Raw genomic sequence first — 21,643 nt, forward strand, 5'->3', positions numbered from 1 at the left:
GATTACCTCTTTTCTGTGTCGATGTTATAAAGTAAAGAAAATATTGAGAGTGTGGGATTGGTGTTTAAGTTTGTGTCTTTTAATCTGGCAATAAGAAACTGAAGCCTTTTGAGTATCTCGGCGGGGTGAAGGTGAGTGAAATCGCGAGGGAGAAAAAGGTCGAAGTGCGAACAGCCAAATCGAGCTCGGAGTGCATTCTCTAATACAAAAATCGCGGTGTTGATTGCGGTGCTGAGCGATATTTTTTCTGTAACTATGACATCAGTAGTATTAAGAAGAGATGTTTTTTGAGGAGTTGGTATTTTTACGTTAGCCGGCTTATCACTCAGAAATTGAATAATTGCGGTTGAGAAGTACTCATCTGGGTTGGAGGCGATTACATAAGCTTTTCCTAACGAGCCTTGGGCAAGGGCAGCAACGAGGTCCAGGGGAAATTGAGATTGATTGAACCGATTTACCAACCAGCTTTTGACTTCCCCGTCAGGAATGTTGGCGAATCGAATAAGATGGCAACGGGATCGTATCGTTGTAAACAGCGCTTCGGGAACATCGGTTGTTAATAAAAAAATAGTATTTCGCTGTGGCTCTTCCAGCATTTTTAATAATGCATTCTGTGCTTCGGCGGTCATCTGGTGTGAGTTGAGGATGATAAAGATTCGCATTTTTGCTAATAAGGGTGGTTTTGCCATTTCTTTTCTAATCCACCGGATTGCTTCGATACTTATCTGGTAGTTGGGAGGAATCGGCGGCTGCGGTTTGTCAATGGTATATGATTCATAGAGATGGGCGGTTGCTTCCATCACGCCTTCGGGAGTTGCATCCTTTGGCTTACGGATTGGGAAAATGAGCCTTACATCAGGATGAGTGAGGTGGGCAATATTACGACAAGCAGAGCATTCGCCGCAAGCGGCTCCGGGCGATTTTTCACAATTTATTTCTTGGGCGAATTTGATAGCTACTGTCCTTTTTCCTACTCCGGCTTGACCAACAAAGAGGAGAGAAGAGTAATGTCCGGTAGCAATTACTCTCTGGAGAATACGACAGACTCTTTCTTGGCCGATTATCCCGGTAAAAGACATCTTGAGTTCAGTAGTTTATTCAGGAACAAGGTATTCCAATGGGTTTACGGGCTGTCCTTCTTTTCTGATTTCGAAGTGGAGATAGTCATCAATCGTTCCGATAATTGTGCCGGTGTTCAGTTCAGCATTTACTGTTGTGCTGATATTGGTTAAGTTTCCGTAGAGAGTGTAAAATCCTGCTCCATGGTCGACGATTATCAAATTGCCGTAGCCGATAAACCGGTCCGCATAGACGACTTTACCAGGGGCAACTACTTGTACTGATGTTGGTTGCTTGACTTTGATGTCTATGCCCGGGTTGTTAGTCTTGGTTCGGTATCGAGGATGCATTTGTGAACCAAACCGAGCAATTAGTGTTCCGGAAACGGGCCACGGTACATTCCCCTTGTTTCGTTCAAAATAATGGTTATTTTCGTTGATTTTTGATTTACGGGCGAGAAGGTCATTGATCAGTTGGCGTAACTTTTCGCTGGCCACTTCCAATTCATGTTGGATGCGTTGATTGGTTTCTTTTTCTTGTCGGATTCTTTTCAAAAGTGTTGCTTCTTCGTCTCGAATCGATTCTAATGATGACTGCTTCTCTTCAGTTTCTTTTTTTAACTTTTCCAAATCGCTACGGGCTTTTAAAAGCATTTGACGTTTTTGTTCAGATTGTTTCAGAAGCGCTGACATTTCGCTGATTAGCTTTTTATCGTGTCGGCTAATTAAACGGAGGTTAAGGGCACGACGGTAAAGTTCCGGCATATTTTTACTGGTAAGTAAAGCTTGTAAGGGAAAAACTCGTGAATACTTATAAATGGCAAAAACCCTTTTTCTAAGTAGTTCCTGGTGTTGTTCAATTTGTTGGTTTACCTGAATTAATTGAGCGGACAGTTCATTTATTTCCCGGTTGCGAAGTTCAATCTGCGTGTTCAATCGTTTAAGCAGTTCCTGGGTAACTTCAATTTTCCTCTGCAGTGCATCAAGTTGGGCGAGAGTAGTTGTTTCTTTACGTGCAAGTTCTTCAAGGTGGGCTGAGAGTTTATTTAGTTTGCTCTGTATTGAGTCCAGTTGATGCTGGAATAGCTTTATAGAATCTTCGAGTGTGGAGTTGGTACCCCTGCTGATAGCAAATAAAAAAAGCAGTACTACTAAAGCGCTACTTTTCATCATCCGATTTGTACTGTTCGTCCTGACGGGCGTTTCGAACCCGTGGGAATTGTCGTAAGTGTTGAAGGAATGCGAGTGAGTGCGAGATAAGCTCCACCCAGACCGAATAATAAGCCGAGAAAGATGTTACCTAAAAGTATTAGACAAACCGGAAATAATGGTGCCGGGATGAAGGAAGAGACAATTCGGTAGAGAAGAAATGTCAACCCAAAAGATAAAATACCACCAAGTAGACCTTGCAATGCTCCTTGAACTAAAAACGGAAACCAGACGGCGGCGCGACTGGCTCCAACCAGTTCCATTATTTCTATTTCCTGGGTGCGACTAAAGATTGAATTTTCAACTGTTTGGAACACAATAAATAAGAGTGATATGGTAACGATTGTAAATAAGATTAGGTCCAAGAGAAAAGCGGTATTAAGAGCACGGTTAAGCTGGGCGAGTAGCTCTTTTCCGGACCAGACTTCAGTTACGCCGGGCAACAAAAGCAGTTTTTGTTCAGTTGCATTGACATTTTCCACGGTAGCGTAGTTAGGCTGAAGCCGGATGCGGATTGAGGCAGGGAGGGGGTTTTCACCAATCGCTGTGAGGAGGGAGGTGTCGGAACCTAAATCTTGGCGTAATTCTTCAAGGGCGTCTTCTTTTGAAATATAACGAATTTCGGCAACTCCGGCGATGCTGGCGATACGCTGTTTTAAAGGCGCCGGGTTCTCGGCGGCTTCCTCGGAGATAAAGGCGTAGATTTCTGCCCGTTCACTTGCGGCACGAATGACCGTCATTATATTAAAGGTGAGCAGGGCAAATAATGAAAGGAGAAGCAAGCATATTGCTTGAACCGCGCCAGACAAAAGGAATTGTTGCCGGCTTCGGTTAATAGTACGGAATGATTCCTTTAAAAGATAAAGTGCATTCATAATAATCGCTAAACCTCGTCACGCACAATTCTACCAGCATCAAGGGTGACGCGTCGGCGCCTGGTTCTTTCGGCAAGGAGGGCATCATGGGTTGCCATCAGGACCGTTGTGCCCTGGTAATTTATATCTTTTAGGATGTTAAGGATATCGTCCGAAGCTTTGGGGTCTATATTTCCGGTTGGTTCATCGGCGAGTATGATGTCGGGTGATTTTACCAGTGCCCTGGCAATTGCGACTTTCTGTTGTTCGCCGCCGGATAGTTCATATGGATAGGAGTTTTTCTTGTGGGCGAGTCCCAGTTGGTTCAGAGTTTCTTGTATGCGTCCCGGGATTGTGTCGGGTTGAACATTGATTGCACGCAAGACAAACTCTAAATTCTCATAGACCGTTCGTTCGGGCAATAACCTAAAGTCCTGGAAAATAATACCCAGCCGCCGCCTCAGAAGAGGGATTTCTTTTGCCTTCATTGTTAAAATATCATAGCCCAGTACCCTTATTTCTCCTTCGTCGGGCAGTTCCTGTCGATAAAGAAGTCTGAGTAAAGTAGTTTTGCCGGCGCCGGTAGCACCAAGTAAAAATAGGAAATCACCTTGATAGACTGTGAGACTGATGTCTGTCAGCGCTGGCCAGTCCCCCTGGTAGTATTTAAAGACGCCGGAGAGTTCAATTACCGGCGTTGTTTGGGTATTACTACTATTATTAAAGTTTTCAGCAGACATACCACCTTAGAAGCGTTTTAATCGCGGCTACTCCGTCTTGCCAACCAATTTTTTTGCCTTTGGTTCGGGCAGTGTAGTGGATTGGAACTTCAGCAATACGAACACGAAAGCGCAAGAGTTTTGCTGTGATCTCTGGTTCGATATCAAACTGATTGGCGACCAATGCCAGTTTTTGTAACAAAGGCCGCCGGATTACTTTGTAACAAGTTTCCATATCAGTTATTTTACCACCAAATAAAGCGTTTGTAAAAAAAGTCAGTAAAATATTTGCCAGCTGGCTGTAGAGGAGAAATCTTCCACGACCCCGGAAGCGCGAACCGAATACCGCTCCAACATTTTTATCAGCGAATGGCACAAGCAATTGGGGATAATCAGCGGGGTCGTATTCCAGATCGGCATCCTGGATTATAACTACATCACCGCGGGCGTATTTTAATCCGGTGCGTATTGCAGCTCCTTTACCTTGATTGCGGGAATGCGTGAGTACGCGTATGTCCGGAATTGTGCGCAATAACTCAGGCGTGCGGTCTTGGGAACAATCATCGACCACAATGATTTCTTTTGCAACAGGAACTCTTTGAACTTTCTCTATTAAATTAACTATTGATTCTTCCTCGTTGAAAACCGGGATTATAACAGAGAGTAGCATATCATTCGCTTCGCTGATATTTTTCTCCATCCGATTTTAATCGATAGATAGATTGAGTAACCTTAAGCCCCAATGTTCCATCACTTACGGGGCTTTTGCGGGTGCGGCAACAGGATATAAAATCGCGACATTCACGAGTAAGCGGAAGGTTATTGAAATGAAGGCTATATCCGGTCAGTTCATCACAAATTGCTGATTGTTTTGAACCAGAGACGGTAAATCGGCGGATAAAAGGCGGTTCCTGCCAGCATGCGGTACCGTTAAGTACCTCACCACCGGCAAAATTCATCTGATATAAAACCCTGTTTTTGGTGATTTCTTTTAAGGAAACGGCGACCGGTTCACCCCAAAGCTTAATTGCCATTGCCAGACAATGGGGAAGCAAGTCATTGAAAATGTCAACTTCATCCCTTCCTCTTGATGTCCGGACGGCTTCGGCGTGAAGGATTCTTCCCAAACTGTTAGTTGCAATAAGATGTTGCAATTTTTCAAAGCCGGGTGTATAAACTGCGGTGTGTCCAACAGCCAGAATTAGTTCGCGCTCCTGACTCAATTTAAGCATTTCGTGAGCTTCGTTTGGGTCTATCGCCATGGGCTTTTCGACCAAGACATCTTTTCCCTGCCGGAGTGCCTGACAGGCAAGTTGATAATGGGTTTTATCAGGAGTGGCGATAATCACGGCTTTTATTTTAGAGTCAGCGAGCATATCCTCAAATGTGATGATGTTGACGTCAGGGTAATTATTGTGAAGATTCGCAAGATTATCGGGATTGGTATCGGCAACAAAAATTCGAGAGTTATTAAGCATGGTAACGGTCCGTAGGTAGTTTTTACCCCACTTACCAATCCCAACAATCCCAATGTACAATTCAGCCATAACCTAAATTAGCATTTGGTCTTTAAACCATTTTATTGTCATTGTTAATCCCTTTGTCAAATTGACTTTTGGTTCCCACTTGAGAAGTCTTTTTGCCCGGGTTATATCAGGACAGCGTCGTTTGGGGTCATCGGGAGGAATAGGCATAAATACCAGAGGACTTTTTGAACCGGTAAGTTTTTTTACCAGCTGGGCAAATTTGATAATCGTGAATTCTTGAGGATTGCCAAGATTTACGGGTTCGGCTATCGGACAATAAATCATCTTGTAAAGACCTGCGATTAAATCACTCACATAGCAAAAACTACGTGTTTGTTTACCGGTACCGTAGATTGTGAGAGGTTGGCCATTGAGCGCCTGATAAATTAGGTTAGGGACAACACGGCCGTCGTTTAGTTTCATACGGGGTCCATAGGTGTTGAAGATTCGCGCAATCCGTACCGGTAAGTGAAAGATTCGATGGTAGGTCATTATCAAAGCCTCGGCATATCTTTTTGACTCGTCGTAAACAGCACGGGGGCCTATCGGATTTACATTTCCTTGGTAAGATTCGGATTGTGGGTGTTCTTCGGGGTCGCCATAAACCTCTGAAGTGGAGGCGTGAATGAAAATCGTTCCTTTTTTGCGAGCGATTTCCAGTAAATTATGTGTACCATAGGCGCCCGCCGCCATTGTCTCGAGGGGATAGGCAAAATAGTCTCGGGGGGAAGCAGGTGAAGCCAAATTAAAGATTACATCTATATGACCCGATACCCGGAAAGGGCATACGATATCTTTCTGCATAAACTTGAATCGAGGGTGGTTTATTAGATGCGCGATGTTCTCCTTTCTGCCGGTAATAAGGTTGTCAACACATATCACCCGCCAGCCTTTTTTCAAGAGGAAATCACAGAGGTGGGAGCCGATAAAGCCTGCCCCCCCAGCCACTAAACCTACTTTCAATCCCGACCCCTTCCCATTCCGATATAGGTGAATCCTTGTTTTCTTACGGCATCCGGGTCGAAGATATTTCTGCCATCACAGATGATGGGTAAACGCATTTTTTCCTTTATCTCTTTAAGGTCAAGGTTCTTAAATTCTTCCCATTCGGTTATAACGGCCAGAAGGTCAGCATCAACCGCGACTTCAAGGGCGTTGTTGCAATAATCAATATCGGGCAGGATTTTTCGGGCATTTTTCATCGCTTGGGGGTCATAGGCCCGAATCCTCGCACCTTCGGCGATTAGTGCGTTGATAATATCGATTGAAGGTGCAAATCGCATATCATCGGTATTGGGTTTAAAAGCCAAGCCCAGAATCCCGATGTTTTTCCCTTTTAGATTCCACAGTGCTTTACGGATTTTACGGACAAACCTTTGTTTGGTCTCTTGATTAATTTTCTCGACTTCTTTTAACAGCTGAAAATCATAACCCAGCTCTTCGGCAATACGGATAAAAGCCCTTAAATCTTTTGGGAAGCAAAAGCCACCATAACCAACACCAGCGTCGAGAAATGCCCGTCCGATTCTTTTGTCCATGCCCATTCCATCGACAACCAGACGAACATCAGCACCTGATGCTTCGCAGATAACCGCTAAGGCGTTTGCAAAAGAAATTTTCATAGCCAGAAAAGCATTCGAAGCATGTTTGATTAATTCCGCTGATTCAATGTCAGTAACAATTATGGGTGCGTTAATCGGACGGTATATTTCTGTCAGTATGTCCCGCGCTCGGGTAGTTTCTACCCCGATGACAATACGGTCGGGATGTAAGAAATCGTGGACGGCAGAGCCTTCGCGTAAAAATTCTGGGTTACTGGCAACATCGAAGGGAATGTTAGCACGGTTGTAACGTTCAACTGTTTTTTTTATCCACTTTCCTGTTTGGACGGGGACGGTAGACTTTTCGACGATTAAACGGTAACCATCCATACTGGCGGCGATATCGCGCACAACCCTTTCCACATAAGTCAAATCGGGTTCACCATTTTCCAGAGGTGGCGTACCCACGGCAATAAAACACACCTCACTTTCCAGAACCGCTCTCTTAATGTCTGTTACAAAACTTAAACGGTTTTCCCGGATAGCATCAGCAACGATTTCTTTCAACCCTGGTTCATAAATGGGCATTTCACCGCGTTTCAGCAGGTCAATTTTGTCAACATCACTATCGACGCAAACTACTTTATGACCAATTTTTGCAAGACAGGCGCCGGAAGTAAGTCCCACATAACCCGTCCCAATCATCGCAATTTTCATATCGATAAATATATTAGTAGCGGAGATAAAGTCAAGTGTAAATTCAACCTGCCAATAGGACGACTGGTAATGCCTTTTTCGCAGTCGAATTTCAAGGAGTTCAATCAGGGAATCTTTTAAAAATTTTATTAATGGAGTTCTTGACTTTGCGTTATTTTTGTTTAATTATTGAACCAATTGACTTATTTTCTTCAACAGTTAATTAACGGCTTACAACTTGGCTTTGTGTATGCCCTGATTGCACTGGGCTATACCATGGTTTATGGAATTGTCCGTTTAATTAACTTTGCCCATGGCGATGTTTTTATGGTGGGTGCCTATTTGGGTTTCTTCGCACTGACCAGCTGGCGTTTGCCTTTTCCCCTTGCAATAATCACGGCGATGGTTGGTTGCGCTCTGTTGGGGGTTTTTATTGAACGGCTGGCATATAAACCATTACGGCGGGCACCCAGAATCTCTTCCTTGATTACTGCGATTGGGGTGTCGCTTTTCCTCGAGTATTTTACCAGTTTGAAGTTTGTGTTCGGACCTTATTTTCGAGCGTATCCGCGCCCATTCGCAATCAGAACTTATAATCTGGGGGGCGTTACGGTTTCAAACATCCAAATCATCGTTTTCGGTGTGGCAATTTTATTGATGGCGGCTTTAACACTGTTCGTTAACCGCACAAAAACTGGTATGGCAATGCGGGCTGTTTCTTTTGACCGGGATGCAGCAGCGTTGATGGGAATAAATGTTGACAATATTATCTCAATTACTTTCGGTATTGGTGCGGCACTTGCCGGCGCGGGTGGTGTGCTCTATGGTATTGCCTATCCGCAGATTAATCCGTTTATGGGAATTATGCCCGGATTAAAGGCATTTGTTGCGGCGGTGTTAGGTGGAATTGGCATTATTCCGGGGGCGATGTTGGGCGCAGTGATTATGGGTATCGTAGAAAAGTTAACCGAGGTTTACATTTCTTCAACTTTGAGAGATGCCGCAGCATTTGCAATATTGATTATTGTTCTTCTGGTTCGTCCTACAGGCATAATGGGAAAGCGAGAACAGGAAAAGGTGTAAGGGAAAATGGCGCCGGAGAATAAATCGAGGATTGACCCCGGTATTGTAGTATTTTTAGTCACGTTAGGAGTGTTTGGGGTTCTGGAGTTTTTGATTGTGTCCGGTGTGATTAATCCTTATGTTCATACAATACTTTGTTATGCTGGTATCGTCGTAATTTCGGCATTAGGGCTGAATTTGATTTACGGATATACCGGACAATTTTCTTTGGGTCACGCTGCCTTTTATGGCATCGGTGCATATACTGCAGCGCTAATGACCCGGGTGATATCCTCAAAAGGTTTATGGGTGCTTCCCGTCGGTTTAATTGCCGGCGCGTTGACGGCGGGAGTTATTGCTTGGTTAATCGGGCTGCCGATTTTACGATTAAAGTCCGATTATCTGGGTATTGCGACGCTGGGTTTTGGTATGATTATCAATGTACTGCTCAAAAACTCCGACAAAGTAATTAAATCAATGGGTGGCGCTGCCGGGATGAGAGGAATTGAAAAATTAACGACATTCCCCTGGGTGTTTCTTTTCGGGTTGCTGGCTGTAATCGTCATCCGTAATCTGGTTTTTTCGGGTGTAGGACGGGCACTGATTTCAATTCGTGAGGATGAATTAGCCGCCGAAGCGGTTGGGGTGAACGCTACGCGCTACAAAACATTGGGGTTTGTCATCGGATGTATGTTCGCCGGTGTTGCGGGAGCACTTTATGCCCATCTCTACACCTACCTCAATCCCGACAATTTCGACTTTTTAAAGTCAATTGATGTGTTGCTGATTGTCGTGATTGGTGGTCTGGGTAGCATATCCGGCACGATTATCGCCGGTGCCGGCTGGGCATTTTTACTCGAAGGTCTCCGGATAATTCTCCCTTCAGCGGTACAGGAGTGGCGAATGGTTGTTTATCCCTTGATTTTAATCGTAATAATGCTCTTCCGCTCCAGTGGGATAACGGGCGGGAGCGAATTCAATTTTCTAAAACCCCAGGAGTATCGCCGACGGTGAGTGCGCTACTGGAAATTGCTGGGTTAACCAAGGCATTTGGTGGGCTTATTGCAGTAAAAGACTTTTCACTTACGCTTGAGCCTGGTGCTCTTACCGGATTGATTGGGCCCAATGGGGCGGGAAAGACTACGGTGTTTAACCTAATCACCGGGATGATTGCCCCGAGTGGCGGTTCAATAATCTTTTCAGGCCGTCCGATTACTGGATTGAAGCCTTATCAAATATACCGTTTGGGAATTGGTAGGACATTTCAGAACATCAGATTGTTTAAGGAACTTTCGGTTCTGGATAATGTCCGGGTGGCTTATCACCATCGAGGTAATGCCAGTGTTTTCGATGCGATTGTCCGCACCCCGCGTTTTTACTCCGAGGAAAAAACGGTAACAGAAAAAGCCCGCGAGTTGCTGTCAATCTTAGGACTGGAAACAAGGGAAAAAGAGATGGCGAAAAATCTTCCCTATGGAGAGCAACGGCGGCTGGAAATTGCCCGGGCATTAATTGCCGAGCCAAAGTTACTACTTTTGGACGAACCGGCGGCGGGTATGAACCCCGCAGAGGTTGGTCGATTGATGGATTTGATTCTTTTCATCCAGGAACGATTTAAGGTGACCATACTTCTAATAGAACATCAGATGAAAGTGGTGATGGGTATTTGTCGCTGGGTGGTAGTGATGGATTTTGGCGAATTAATTGCCCAGGGTGTACCTTCTGATGTGCAGAATAATCCTAAGGTTATCGAGGCTTATCTGGGAAAGTCGGGAGGGTAAGTGTTGCTGGAAGTGCAGGATTTAGTTGTGGACTATGGAGCAATTCGGGCATTACGGGGGATATCTTTTAGTGTTGGAGAAGGGGAAATTGTTACTCTCATTGGGGCAAATGGGGCGGGGAAGACAACAACATTAAAGACAATTTCTGGATTGCAAAAGCCATCGACCGGAAAGATTGTATTTTTGGGCAAGAGAATTGATGGATTAAGTGGGCACCAAATCGCAAAATTAGGTGTCGTTCATGTTCCAGAGGGCCGCCGGCCATTTGCTGATATGACAGTGCGAGAAAATCTACTTCTCGGTGCTTTCAATCGCCCCCGTTCTGAAATTGATAAATCTTTTGAACGGGTTTTCAAATCTTTCCCGAGATTAAAAGAGCGGCTTAACCAACGTGCCGGAACGCTTTCGGGAGGCGAATTACAGATGCTTGCGATGGGCCGGGGCTTGATGGCGAAGCCAAAATTGTTGATGCTCGACGAACCTTCAATGGGGCTCTCGCCGATTCTCGTTCAGGAGATTTTTTCTATAATCCAAGAGATTAATCGCCAGGGGACAGCGATACTACTTGTGGAACAGAATGCGTACATGGCGCTTCAGATTGCCCATCGGGCATATGTTCTGGAAACAGGACAGATTGTTCTTGAAGGCAAAGCGGATGAACTGCGAAATGCACCTGAAGTCAAAGCCGCATATCTCGGTGAATGAGCAAACCAAAAATAACCGGGCCGAGAATGCTTTCTGGTTGGCAGTCCCGCTGGTTTTCGTTGTTTACCTCATTACCCGAACACCCACAGTTGGACTAATTGATTCTGGCGAACTGGCTGCGGGGTGTTACCTGCTTAACATACTTCATCCCACAGGCTATCCGCTCTGGACATTACTGGGTAGAATAGCTTCGCTTTTTCCTCTTGGTTCGGTAGTCAACCGCGTTGCATTGATGAGCGCATTTTTCTCCACGGTAAGTATTGCATTGTTCATACTCCTATTGAAGCGGTTGGGATGCAGTTTTTCGGTTTCCAACGCATTGGGCATGGTTCTCGGTTTTTCGATTCCGGTTTGGTCGGTGAGCACCGATGTTGAGGTTTACAGTCTGTCTTTAGCATTGATTATTATTGTCTGGCTAACGGTTGCGGCTTCTGATACAAGAACTGCTTATCTTTTTTTTGCCTACATTGCTGGTCTAACGCTTACTAATCATATGTTCGCTCTGAGTGTTGTTATCGGTGCGGGAGTTGTTTTACTGCTGCGGGAAAAAAGTCAAATTGTAAAGCGATTGCCTTTGATGTTGGTACTATTTTTATTGGGTTTATCGCCTTATTTATTTCTCATTTTACGGGCACGTTCTGAACCGATTTTAGCATGGGGAAATCCGGTGGATTTAGAAAGGTTCTGGTGGCATATTACCGGAAAGCAGTATCGAGTATGGATGTTTTCTTCTTCGCTAAATGAAGTTTTAAGAAATGCGGGTAAAGGGACATTACTTTTGCTGGGAGCCTTAGGTTATGTTCTATTCCCTTTTGCACTATACGGATGGGCGAGGTTATTTAGACAACGCAAAGCAGTTGCATCGGGATTAACAATCAGTTTCTTGCTCAGTTTCCTGTATGCGGTAAATTACAGTATCCCGGACATCGAGGCTTATTTTATTCCACCGTTGGTGTCTTTGCTCATTTTTACCGCGGTCGGGATTGAGGGTCTCAGAGGATACCTTCGCAAGTTTCGTCATTTAATATGGCTGGTCGCGATTGGCATCTTGATATTCAATTTTCCGTCTCAGAATCGTGCTGATGACTGGGTGGCTTACAACCAGGCGTTAAATACGCTTAACTCTGCGGATTCAAATGCGATAATCATTACCGATTGGTGGGACATTTACGCCCCAATTTTCTATTTGCAACAGGTAGAGGGAGTAAGACCGGATGTTTGTATCATTGACAAAGAGTTGGTGCGGCGTTCCTGGTATTTTAAATACTTAGAGAAGCAATATCCCTGGTTAATTGAACGGTCACAAGTGGAGAAGGACCGTTTTCTTGAGCATCTGTACCGATTCGAGCGCAACCAGCCCTACAATCCGATGGCAATTCAGGAAAGTTATATTTCACTCTTGAAAAGTTTTTTCTTAAAATCTCCGGAACGCCCTGTTTATACAACTTTTTCTATGATGAACAATGAAGATGCTCGCCAGATGTTGACTGGTTTTAACCTAGTGCCGATGGGGATACTTATTCAGGTCCGGCAAGACACATTGGTGCCGGTATTTGATTACAATCGTTTACGGGTTCGTATCCCCAAGAGAAGGTTGGATGAGCGAACTCAGGTTAACCTGCAGCGGTACCGGTTTTTTGTTCAGCAGCGGTTCGATTTATTAAGAAGTCGGGGCAGATTACAAGAGGCAGCGGCTGTGGTTGATTGGTATCAACGAAATTTTACGGCGCGTTAATTTATGGTTCCGTATTTAATACAGATTCTTGCCAACGCCGGTTTAATGGCAGGAGTTGTTTACATCCCTCTTCTGGCAAAGGAGTTGGGAGCCAGTGCAGCATCAATTGGTCTTCTGGTAGGAGTTTACCAGGGGGCAATGTTTTTTTCCAATTTGTTGTTTGGTAGATGGGCAGATTTTGGCAACAGGAAAATTTTTGTCGTTGTTGGGCTGGCGGTTTCTGCATTAGCCCTTGCCCTGCACATTCCAGTTAGAAACCTGTCTTGGCTTTTCGGGGTTCGATTTCTTACCGGACTTTGTGCCGGTGTTTTTCCGGCTGCGCTGGTTGCCTATTTCTATGAGAACAATAAGAGGTTGGGAAGGTTCAGTGGATTTGGTTCACTGGGTTGGGCAACAGGGGCGTTGATTTTTGGCTTGGTTAGCAAAAAGGTAATATTTGTTGTCGCAGCACTGGCGATTGCGTTAACCAGCGTAATCGCCTTGTTGGGACTGCGCAGTCAGAAAGTTGAATTGGGGCGGACATTTTTTGATTTAAGGGTGTTAAAAAGAAACTGGCGGATTTACATTTCTTTTCTTTTACGGCACTTAGGGGCATTTAGCATCTGGACGATTTTCCCGGTTTATCTTTCCAGCCTCGGGGCAAACCGGTTTTGGGTGGGGTTGGTTTATGCGCTCAACCCATTGGGACAGTTTGTGTTTATGAACCTCCTCGAGCATTATGAGGAGGAAAGGCTTATTAAGAGTGGACTGTTGTTTTCTATTTTAGTATTTATCGCATTTGGGCTGGCAAACGACTTTCGTCAGGTAATTCCTGTACAATTGGTGCTGGCACTTTCCTGGTCCTGCCTTTATCTTGGTTCATTAAAACAGCTAATGCGAACTAACCCAGAGAGGTCAACGGCAGCTGGTATGCTCCAATCGGTTTTAAGTCTTGCTGCAGTACTGGGTGCGCTCCTTGAGGGTGTGACAGGTAATTTTGGTTACCGAGCAGTTATGTTTGTCGCTGCCGGTCTGGCGTTAATTGGTGCCCTCATCTACTTATTAACTCCAGAAAAATCTGGTTAAGCGAGAAACAGGACCGCTAAAATGGCAAAGCCCAATCCAATGAGGTGTTTTAAATTTAACGGCTCTTTAAGGATGATATAACCGAGGACAGCGGGAATGATGATGTACATTCCGGTTAAAGGGATGACGACCGAAGCGGGTCCTTTTTTCATCGCCAGATAGAAGAAAATGGTTGCTAATCCGGCGGCGGCACCGGAGAGAAAGGCGACCGGTGTTGACTTCACCCAGTGCATTGTTCCGACCGACAGAGTGTAGATAAGAATCGGAATAACACTGGCGATTGTTGACCAGAGGGCAATGGTTTCTGCCGGGGTGTCACGGGTCAGGACTTTTGTCAGAAATCCCCAAATACCCCAGAGGAGTAAGGTGAAAATAGACAACAACCGGTAGTCCATAATAAAAGCCTAACAACCTTTTAATCTGAAGTCAAAGGTGTAAGGGGTTCTAATATTAAAGGTTAATATTGACCGGTGTCCAGTTGTAGCCGCCGTCCCGACTTTGCAAAAGGGTAAGTTCGTCACCACCAATGATGCCGACAATCCCGTCTGGGAAAAATCGGATGGTATACAGGTCATAGGTTGTTGCCGCGTTAATCCTTTCCCAGGTTTCGCCGCCATCAATGGTGTGAATCACCGTTCCTTTTGCGCCGACACAGAAACCAGCCATCGTGTCGTGTCGCATATCAAGCGAGTAAAGTGGCGGAAGAACCATTTCAATGGGCAGAGGACGCCAGATTTCACCGCCGTTCGGGGTAAAGAAAACTTTTCCGGAAGTGGTGGTCATAAATCCGACGACATCATCGGCGGGAAAATGCACAGCGGTAAAATGGGTGTTGGCAACAAGCCCCTGGACATTTTCCTGCTGGGAAAACCACAATTGTCCGCTCGTCGAGGTCTTCAGTACTGTTCCATTAAGCCCTACTGCATAGCCGGTCATATCGTCGGCAGGGAAGTGGATATCCATAATTTTTTCGTTCGTGGCGGTCAGCAGTTTTTCCCATGTTTTACCACTATCGCCGGTGCGGAGGATTGTGCCACTATCTCCGGCAACAAAACCGATTTCGTCTGAGACAGGAAATTTTATCGCTCGCAAGTCCACATCTGTACCAGAATTCAAGGGAAACCAGGTTTTGCCACCGTCTTCAGTTTTTAGGATTGTACCTGCATCGCCGCAGATGTAACCGATGTCTGACTCCCTGGGAAAACAGATACTGTAAAGATTGACCGTAACCGGTGCATTAAGCCTTTCCCAGTTTGCGCCGCCATCACGGGTGAAAATGATAAGCCCATTGTCCCCGACAGCGTATGCAATCAGGGAGTTTTCAAATGCAAACACCGAGTTAATACGATTCGGCATCGGATTATAAGATATTGTAAAAAGCAGGGTGCTGTCAAGAATTTCATCACGCAATCGATAATAAAAGGAGATATTAATAAATACCCTATTGACAAAAGGTGATTAATAATTATACTCAAACCTGGTAACTGTTTAGGCTAAAGGACGATAAGCAAACCAAAGGAGGTAAAGATGAAGTACTGTCGTGTCGGGGTGGTCTTTTTCCTTGCGCTGGGAATTGCCCTTGCGGCATTACCCGAAAGCGAGCAAGGAGTAAATACCCCTATCATCAGCCGGTCGGAAGCGGTTATCGCACCGGTCGAATTGCCGGGAGGAAGCCATGCGGTTGAGTTCCCGTTGCCCTTTGCTCCGGATGAGACGCTACATTACGACGGCACGCCTTATACCGGTGTGGGTTTAACCAATGGCGGGACATTCTACACTGCGGCGCGTTTTACACCGACGACCGCCTGCACACTCAAAGCGGTTTTGTTTTATCAGTGGGGTCAGTCTTCGAATGATTATGTCTTTATCTTTGGTGAAGAGAACGATACGACCCCGGGTGCGAAACTGGAGTCGATACCTTATAGCGGAACCGATACTATGCGCTGGAAGCGAATCGATTTGAATCCGCCGCTTATTATGCAAGCCGGAACCGACTTCTGGGCTTGTGTTCGGTTAACGCACGCTGCGGGCAGATATCCGATAGGATGCGATGCAGGACCAATGGTGCGCAACCGGGGTGGTTTTATCTCCACTAATGGTACCCGGTGGCAGCAGTTAGCCGACCTTGGACTGGATTACAACTGTAACATCCGGGCGGTCATCAGCCGGATTCCGGGTCTGGCACATGATGTCGGAGTCTCAAAGATTGTGGTTCCCGGGGCTAATATTGGACCTGGTTCTTATCCACCGGTTGCTCGTGTGACGAATTTTGGGACGAGCGCCGAATCCAACATACCGGTTTACTGCTGGATTGATTCCGGCGCAACCCGAATTTACAATCAGACCGTAACAATCCCTGGTCCGTTGCAACCGGGTAATAGAACAGAAGTGACCTTTCCAACCTGGAACACTGGACCTGGTGGTGCCCAGTATACGGTTACGATGTTTACCGACCTTTCTTCAGACCTGAATCGTGCCAATGACTCCTTACGTCAGCAAACACGCATTGCCAATGTGTTTGCTGTTATGGACCACGACACCGGCTATTGTAAACTGAGCGTCTCCTGCTTCGGTTCGATTGGTTACGACAACCCGCAAGCCGACCTCGGTTCTGGCTTCTGCTATCCCAAGACCGCGGCTTCCTGTCTGTTCTATGGTTCGTTTGCGATGGGTACTGATGCCAACTATGTTGCTGACCGGCATTTTGGTCAACCGGCAAGTGGTCCGGTCAACAACGACCTGCGGGCAGTGGATTCACTGCGGGCGATTGTTCCACCGGTGATTGGCGATGAGCACTTCTATGGTAGTTTTTCTGATGCCGGTCATTCGACTCCGAAAAATTTAAAGGTTACCCAGAACAGTTATATGAGTGCCGGCACCAACTATGACGACTTTATCGTGATTATCTACGATATTGAGAATCAAGGTTCCAGTGCGGTGAATGGACTGTACGCTGGTGTGTTTATGGACTTTGATATCGGCTCTTCGCCCGCTACAAACCAGGGCGCCTCGGATACGGTGCGGCGTTTGACCTATATGCGGCAGGCAAGTTCGGCTAACCCTTCAGTTGGGGTTAAAATTCTTGAGCCGGCTTCGTTTGCCAATCTGAGCCTGGTTGACCACGCAATTTATGTGTACCCGGATTCGGCGATGACCGATAATATGAAGTGGCGGTTCTTGAACGGAACAATTCGGCAGCGTAACTCCAACCGTGCCTATGACTGGTCGATCGTTACTTCGGCTGGACCGTTTAATATCGACCCGGGCGCGACGCAGCGATTTGCGATTGCGGTGGTCGGCGGAACCGACGAAACTGCAATTCGGAACAATGCCGATGCGGCACAGCAGTGGTACAATGCCAATGTTGGCGTGGCGGAAAATTCCGGGGTTAATCTTATGGATAAGGTCCACATCGCCCCTAATCCCTTCCGCAAGAAAACCGCAATTTCTTACAATGTAACCCAACCCGGCAGGTTCGTGTTTGAAGCCTATGATGCATCAGGACGGATGGTTGATAAAGTAGCGTTTGAAGTTGCGGCTGGTAAAGGGGTCTTTGTGTGGCAGCCGCGAACTCTTGCCCGGGGTGTTTACTTCTTGAATATCAGCACGCCTGATGTCAACATTAGAACGAAGGCGTTGGTTCTCGAATAGAAAAGGCAGCGATAACTATCGGGCGCCCGTCTCCGGGCGCCCTTTTTTATTTCGAATACCTTTACTTGACTCAATTAGCAATTTAGTTATATTACCAGAATAATAAATAAATTTTCAGGAGGAAATTGTGAAGGATTATAAAGCAGAGCAAATTCGCAATATCGGTTTTCTTGGACACGGCGGCTCGGGCAAAACCTCGTTATGCGAGTCGCTACTTTTCACGATGAAGCAGAATAACCGACTGGGTTCGGTTGATGCCGGTACTTCTTTGCTCGATTATGATGAGGATGAAATTGCCCGGAAAATCAGCATTAACCTTTCTCTGGGGTATGGCGAGTACCGGGATGTTCTGATAAATCTTGTTGACACGCCGGGTTACGCGGACTTTTTTGGCAATGTTGTATCCGCGGTTCGGGCAATTGACTGTGCGGTGGTGGTTGTGGACGCAACCTCTGGTGTTGAGGTTGGTACCGAAATGGCATGGCGCCGACTTGAAGAGTTGCAACTGCCCCGGGTTGTTTTTATCAATAAATTAACAAGGGAAAATACCAGTTTTGATACGATTGCCGAAGAGGTAAGAAAAATCTTTGGTAGCAAAGTCACCCCGGTGTACATACCGATTGGAAAGGAAAGCGGATTAAAAGGGGTGGTAGACCTTTTGAACGATAAAGCCTATCTTTACGAAAATGGCGCACGCAAGGAGATTCCGGTACCGGCAGAAATGAATGAGGCGATTCGTCAGTGGAAAGAGCGATTGATTGAGGCGGCGGCTGAGGTTGACGAAACGCTTATGGAGAAGTTTCTTGAAGGAGCGGAAATCACGCCCGACGAGATGCGGACCGCAGTGCGCCAGGGTATTAAGGCAGGGGTGGTTTATCCGTTGATGGGTGGCGATGCGCTTACCCAGGTCGGTGTTGACCAGATACTGGACCTGGCGGTTGATGTTTTACCCAGTCCGGTTGAGATTCCGGCGTTGAAAGGAACCCGGCTCGGAACCGATGAGGTAATTGAGATTAAACCCGAACCCGATGGTCCGGTGTGCGCGCTGGTGTTTAAGACAATTTCCGAAGCCCATGTTGGTGATATGCACTATGTGCGAGTTTTTCGAGGGAAACTGGAGCCGGGAATGGTGGTGGTGAATGGGACGAACCAGCGGGACGAGAAAATCAACCAGATTTACATTGTCAAAGGCAAGGAACGGAGTGAAGTGGCGCGCTTGACAACAGGAATGATTGGGGCACTGGTTAAGTTGCGCGATACCCACACCGGCGATACCCTTTCTGATAAGAAGGAGCCGGTGCGGCTGGCACCGATTGTTTTCCCCAAGCCATCAATTTCGGTTGCGATTGTTCCTCAAAGTAAAGGAGATGAAGAGCGAGTTTCTAATGGACTCGCCCGACTTCATGAAGAAGACCCGACCTTTTCTTATGAATACAATGCCGAGTTAGGCCAGCAATTGATTAACGGTATGGGTGAGTTGCATCTTGATGTCATTATCGGTCGGCTCAAACGGCGGTTCGATGTGAATGTCGATATTGAGAAACCCCGAATTCCTTATCGTGAAACAATTACCCGCAAAGCCGAGGCGCAGGGGAAGCACAAAAAACAGACTGGTGGTAGAGGTCAGTATGGCGATGTCTGGCTCAGAATCGAACCAAAGGGCAGGGGTGAGGGTTTTGAGTTTGTCGATGAGATTTATGGCGGTGCGATACCGGCGAAGTACATCCCTTCGGTTGAGAAAGGTGTTGTTGAAGCGATGGAGAAGGGTGTGCTTGCCGGGTACCGGATGATGGACATCAAAGCCACCGTTTACGACGGTTCCTACCATGAGGTCGACTCCTCGGATATCGCGTTTAAAATTGCGGGCGGTTTGGCGTTCAAAAATGCCTGCGAGAAGGCGGGCGTTGTGCTGCTTGAGCCAATTATGAGGATTGAAGTGACTGTACCGGACCGCTACACCGGAGATGTGATTGGTGATTTGAACGCGCGCCGGGGCAGGATAATGGGTATGGAAATGCAGGGTGGATTACAGGTAATCAAGGCGCAGGTGCCGCTTGCGGAAATGTATAAATACTCCAACAGTCTTCGTTCAATGACCCAGGGTCGAGGATTTTTCACGATGGAGTTTGACCATTACGAGGAAGTGCCCCGTGAGATTGCCGCTAAGATAATTGAAGAGGCAAAACGGGTAAAAGAAGAGGCGAAGGAGTAAAATCAGTAAATTTCGTACCAGGGACGCTGGACCCGTTTCCTGACCAGTAACGCAATTAATACGCCACAGACAAAACCGCCAATGTGCACGAAATAAGCCACGCCACCACCGGTTCCCGGTGAAGAGGAGCAACCGTACAGGATTTGGAACAGTATCCAGAATCCTAAGAGAAGTGAAGCGGGAAGATAGATTAAACGGATAAAGAAAAAGAAGGGGACCAGGGTTAAAATCCGGGCACGCGGAAAGAAAACAAAATAGGCGCCCATTATTCCAGAAATTGCACCGGAGGCACCGATGGTAGGGATGCGCGAAAAAGGAGCGACCAACACCTGGAGTAGATTGCCGGCAAGTCCGGAGATGATATAAACAAAGAGGTAAAAGAAATGGCCCAGAGTGTCTTCGACATTGTCACCAAATATCCAGAGGTAGAGCATATTGCCTAAAAAGTGAAACCAACCGCCATGCATAAACATAGAACTGAAAAGGGTCCAGAGGCTCTGTCCCTGGACGATTTTTGCCGGTATCATACCAAACTGCCTTATCTGCCATTCAAAAGCCTCGGGCGAACGGGTGAACTGTAATATCCAAACCACCGAACAGGCACCGATGAGACAGTAGTTAATATAGGGCCGATGCCGGGATTTGATGTCATCGTAAAGTGGAATCATCGTTTTTGGGGAACAAGGAGCGCAATACTGAGTGCGGCGATGCTCTTACGTTTAAGGGCAATCCTGGTGCCTTCGGTTGTCTTTGCCTTTAACCCAATGAGTACCGGAGCAATTTTTAACTGTTTCGCAACATTTTCTCTAATTGCAACAACAAAGGGCGTAAGGCGCGGGATGTCGGTGATTAGTATTGAGTCAATCTGTGCCACCTGCCAGCGAGACCGTTTGATTCGTTTAACAACGGTTTGTAACAATTCGGTACTGCAGGCGTTTTGGTACTTCGGGTCACTGTCCGGGAACAGGGTGCCGATGTCGGGCAGCGCCAGCGCGCCGAGCAGGGCATCAATGATGGAATGAACGAGTACATCGGCATCAGAGTAGCCCATCAATCCATAAGAGCAGGGGATATGTATACCGCCCAGTATCAAAGGGCGTCCTTTTTTTAGAAGATGGGCGTCAAAACCGAGGCCGACACGGTAGGGAAGAATATGCTTCAAGATGGCTATATTTTACTCGTTTGGTCTTGATGGTCAAGGATTCGGGAAAGGTAAATTTCTTCTTGACAAATGGGTTTAACTGGTGTTTAATTAAATCGAGGTTGAGTTCGGCGCCGATTCTCTATTAGTGATAAAGAGGAGGTGTGAGATGGCGGAGCGAGATGTTGAGGAACAGGTTAAGCATGACCATCTAATAAATGTGTTGAGCAAGCGGTGTTATCATTACCCAAATCCGGCTCATCCGCACCTTATCACTTTTGCGAACCATCCGGTAAAGACCAAAGCGGTTCGGGACGAGATGGGAAAAGAGTTGTTTCCAGACATCGTGGTTCTGAACGGCGAGACAGGCAAGTTGGTGATGATTGTTGAGGTTGAAACTGAAACGACCGTTGAACAAGAAGAGGCGCAGGAATGGCAAAGGTTCGCGGCGTTAGGGCCGAGGTTCTATCTTTATGTTCCAAGAGGCCTGGGCGCCCAAGCTGATGTGTTGTGCCGCAATATAACGATAAGTGAGATTGTTCAATATTACTATGATGGCAAGCACTATGTCCTCGAGCGGTTTCGATAGCAAAATGAGTCAAATCGGTTTGACGGATAAAAACAATTTGACATTGGGACTTTGAAGTGTAGACTTTCGGTAGTTAGGGAGTCAAAGGTTCCAGTGTAT

21 protein-coding genes are annotated in these 21,643 nt (G+C 46.3%); 9 read left to right on the forward strand and 12 right to left on the reverse strand.

Annotated elements, in window-relative coordinates:
* Positions 1–2: 2 nt before the first annotated feature.
* The 8 genes from HPY86_00895 to HPY86_00930 form a co-directional block, all read right to left on the reverse strand.
* Positions 3–1,079 carry a hypothetical protein gene (locus HPY86_00895; GenBank protein ID NPV13480.1) on the reverse strand — a complete coding sequence of 359 codons (1,077 nt, stop codon included), beginning with the start codon at positions 1,077–1,079 and terminating at the stop codon, positions 3–5.
* A 15-nt stretch (positions 1,080–1,094) separates the two neighbouring features.
* A complete protein-coding gene (locus HPY86_00900) occupies positions 1,095–2,228 on the reverse strand; it encodes a peptidoglycan DD-metalloendopeptidase family protein (protein NPV13481.1) in 1,134 nt (377 codons plus the stop codon).
* On the reverse strand, positions 2,228–3,007 hold the full coding sequence (locus HPY86_00905) for a hypothetical protein (protein NPV13482.1): 780 nt from the start codon (positions 3,005–3,007) through the stop codon (positions 2,228–2,230). The genes HPY86_00900 and HPY86_00905 overlap by 1 nt, the downstream gene beginning before the upstream one ends.
* Before the next feature lie 143 nt (positions 3,008–3,150).
* Positions 3,151–3,861, reverse strand: a complete 711-nt coding sequence (gene ftsE / locus HPY86_00910) for a cell division ATP-binding protein FtsE (protein ID NPV13483.1) — start codon at positions 3,859–3,861, stop codon at positions 3,151–3,153.
* Entirely contained in the window at positions 3,851–4,510 is a 660-nt protein-coding gene (locus HPY86_00915; protein ID NPV13484.1) for a glycosyltransferase family 2 protein, read from the reverse strand. Before HPY86_00915 ends, ftsE begins: the two co-directional genes overlap by 11 nt.
* Position 4,511: 1 nt before the next feature.
* A complete protein-coding gene (locus tag HPY86_00920; protein ID NPV13485.1) occupies positions 4,512–5,387 on the reverse strand; it encodes a Gfo/Idh/MocA family oxidoreductase in 876 nt (291 codons plus the stop codon).
* A 3-nt stretch (positions 5,388–5,390) separates the two neighbouring features.
* Entirely contained in the window at positions 5,391–6,329 is a 939-nt protein-coding gene (locus HPY86_00925) for an SDR family oxidoreductase (GenBank protein NPV13486.1), read from the reverse strand.
* A complete protein-coding gene (locus tag HPY86_00930) occupies positions 6,326–7,624 on the reverse strand; it encodes a UDP-glucose/GDP-mannose dehydrogenase family protein (GenBank protein NPV13487.1) in 1,299 nt (432 codons plus the stop codon). The genes HPY86_00925 and HPY86_00930 overlap by 4 nt, the downstream gene beginning before the upstream one ends.
* A gap of 177 nt (positions 7,625–7,801) precedes the next feature.
* Between HPY86_00930 and HPY86_00935 the strand changes: the two genes are divergently transcribed.
* The 6 genes from HPY86_00935 to HPY86_00960 are packed head-to-tail and all read left to right on the forward strand — an operon-like array spanning position 7,802 to position 13,951.
* A complete protein-coding gene (locus HPY86_00935; GenBank protein NPV13488.1) occupies positions 7,802–8,686 on the forward strand; it encodes a branched-chain amino acid ABC transporter permease in 885 nt (294 codons plus the stop codon).
* Positions 8,687–8,692: 6 nt separating this feature from the next.
* Positions 8,693–9,679, forward strand: coding sequence for a branched-chain amino acid ABC transporter permease (locus HPY86_00940; GenBank protein NPV13489.1), 987 nt, complete (start codon positions 8,693–8,695; stop codon positions 9,677–9,679).
* Positions 9,676–10,446, forward strand: a complete 771-nt coding sequence (locus tag HPY86_00945; GenBank protein ID NPV13490.1) for an ABC transporter ATP-binding protein — start codon at positions 9,676–9,678, stop codon at positions 10,444–10,446. The genes HPY86_00940 and HPY86_00945 overlap by 4 nt, the downstream gene beginning before the upstream one ends.
* A gap of 3 nt (positions 10,447–10,449) precedes the next feature.
* Positions 10,450–11,151, forward strand: a complete 702-nt coding sequence (locus HPY86_00950) for an ABC transporter ATP-binding protein (GenBank protein ID NPV13491.1) — start codon at positions 10,450–10,452, stop codon at positions 11,149–11,151.
* Complete coding sequence (locus tag HPY86_00955) at positions 11,081–12,886, forward strand: DUF2723 domain-containing protein (protein ID NPV13492.1); 1,806 nt, start codon at positions 11,081–11,083, stop codon at positions 12,884–12,886. The genes HPY86_00950 and HPY86_00955 overlap by 71 nt, the downstream gene beginning before the upstream one ends.
* Before the next feature lie 3 nt (positions 12,887–12,889).
* Positions 12,890–13,951, forward strand: a complete 1,062-nt coding sequence (locus HPY86_00960; protein NPV13493.1) for an MFS transporter — start codon at positions 12,890–12,892, stop codon at positions 13,949–13,951.
* Here HPY86_00960 and HPY86_00965 read toward each other — a convergent pair.
* Positions 13,948–14,346 carry an EamA family transporter gene (locus HPY86_00965; GenBank protein ID NPV13494.1) on the reverse strand — a complete coding sequence of 133 codons (399 nt, stop codon included), beginning with the start codon at positions 14,344–14,346 and terminating at the stop codon, positions 13,948–13,950. The two genes, HPY86_00960 and HPY86_00965, sit on opposite strands and share 4 nt — an antisense overlap.
* 55 nt (positions 14,347–14,401) lie before the next feature.
* Positions 14,402–15,307 carry a hypothetical protein gene (locus HPY86_00970; GenBank protein ID NPV13495.1) on the reverse strand — a complete coding sequence of 302 codons (906 nt, stop codon included), beginning with the start codon at positions 15,305–15,307 and terminating at the stop codon, positions 14,402–14,404.
* A 171-nt stretch (positions 15,308–15,478) separates the two neighbouring features.
* Between HPY86_00970 and HPY86_00975 the strand changes: the two genes are divergently transcribed.
* A complete protein-coding gene (locus HPY86_00975) occupies positions 15,479–17,602 on the forward strand; it encodes a T9SS type A sorting domain-containing protein (GenBank protein NPV13496.1) in 2,124 nt (707 codons plus the stop codon).
* Positions 17,603–17,729: 127 nt separating this feature from the next.
* Positions 17,730–19,814 carry an elongation factor G gene (fusA, locus tag HPY86_00980; GenBank protein NPV13497.1) on the forward strand — a complete coding sequence of 695 codons (2,085 nt, stop codon included), beginning with the start codon at positions 17,730–17,732 and terminating at the stop codon, positions 19,812–19,814.
* 2 nt (positions 19,815–19,816) lie between these two features.
* Here the strand turns inward: fusA and HPY86_00985 are convergent, their stop codons facing one another.
* Positions 19,817–20,482 (reverse strand): rhomboid family intramembrane serine protease, encoded by a 666-nt coding sequence (locus HPY86_00985; protein ID NPV13498.1) that lies wholly within the window; start codon positions 20,480–20,482, stop codon positions 19,817–19,819.
* The gene (gene ispF, locus HPY86_00990) at positions 20,479–20,967 is read right to left on the reverse strand and encodes a 2-C-methyl-D-erythritol 2,4-cyclodiphosphate synthase (GenBank protein NPV13499.1); all 489 of its coding nucleotides are present in this window, start codon (positions 20,965–20,967) and stop codon (positions 20,479–20,481) included. Before ispF ends, HPY86_00985 begins: the two co-directional genes overlap by 4 nt.
* 157 nt (positions 20,968–21,124) lie before the next feature.
* Between ispF and HPY86_00995 the strand changes: the two genes are divergently transcribed.
* Entirely contained in the window at positions 21,125–21,544 is a 420-nt protein-coding gene (locus HPY86_00995; GenBank protein ID NPV13500.1) for a hypothetical protein, read from the forward strand.
* Positions 21,545–21,643 lie beyond the last annotated feature (99 nt).

Source organism: candidate division WOR-3 bacterium (assembly GCA_013177935.1).
In the GTDB taxonomy this organism is placed as follows: domain Bacteria; phylum Hydrothermota; class Tepidihabitantia; order Tepidihabitantales; family Tepidihabitantaceae; genus Tepidihabitans.

What these genes read in the sequence shown, in the direction of transcription:
- HPY86_00895 (NPV13480.1), bottom strand. Translation starts at nt 1,079, where the DNA reads ATGTCTTTTACCGGGATAATCGGCCAAGAAAGAGTCTGTCGTATTCTC.
- HPY86_00900 (NPV13481.1), bottom strand. Translation starts at nt 2,228, where the DNA reads ATGAAAAGTAGCGCTTTAGTAGTACTGCTTTTTTTATTTGCTATCAGC.
- HPY86_00905 (NPV13482.1), bottom strand. Translation starts at nt 3,007, where the DNA reads ATGACGGTCATTCGTGCCGCAAGTGAACGGGCAGAAATCTACGCCTTT.
- ftsE (NPV13483.1), bottom strand. Translation starts at nt 3,861, where the DNA reads ATGTCTGCTGAAAACTTTAATAATAGTAGTAATACCCAAACAACGCCG.
- HPY86_00915 (NPV13484.1), bottom strand. Translation starts at nt 4,510, where the DNA reads ATGCTACTCTCTGTTATAATCCCGGTTTTCAACGAGGAAGAATCAATA.
- HPY86_00920 (NPV13485.1), bottom strand. Translation starts at nt 5,387, where the DNA reads ATGGCTGAATTGTACATTGGGATTGTTGGGATTGGTAAGTGGGGTAAA.
- HPY86_00930 (NPV13487.1), bottom strand. Translation starts at nt 7,624, where the DNA reads ATGAAAATTGCGATGATTGGGACGGGTTATGTGGGACTTACTTCCGGC.
- HPY86_00940 (NPV13489.1), top strand. Translation starts at nt 8,693, where the DNA reads ATGGCGCCGGAGAATAAATCGAGGATTGACCCCGGTATTGTAGTATTT.
- HPY86_00960 (NPV13493.1), top strand. Translation starts at nt 12,890, where the DNA reads ATGGTTCCGTATTTAATACAGATTCTTGCCAACGCCGGTTTAATGGCA.
- HPY86_00965 (NPV13494.1), bottom strand. Translation starts at nt 14,346, where the DNA reads ATGGACTACCGGTTGTTGTCTATTTTCACCTTACTCCTCTGGGGTATT.
- HPY86_00970 (NPV13495.1), bottom strand. Translation starts at nt 15,307, where the DNA reads ATGCCGAATCGTATTAACTCGGTGTTTGCATTTGAAAACTCCCTGATT.
- HPY86_00975 (NPV13496.1), top strand. Translation starts at nt 15,479, where the DNA reads ATGAAGTACTGTCGTGTCGGGGTGGTCTTTTTCCTTGCGCTGGGAATT.
- HPY86_00985 (NPV13498.1), bottom strand. Translation starts at nt 20,482, where the DNA reads ATGATTCCACTTTACGATGACATCAAATCCCGGCATCGGCCCTATATT.
- HPY86_00995 (NPV13500.1), top strand. Translation starts at nt 21,125, where the DNA reads ATGGCGGAGCGAGATGTTGAGGAACAGGTTAAGCATGACCATCTAATA.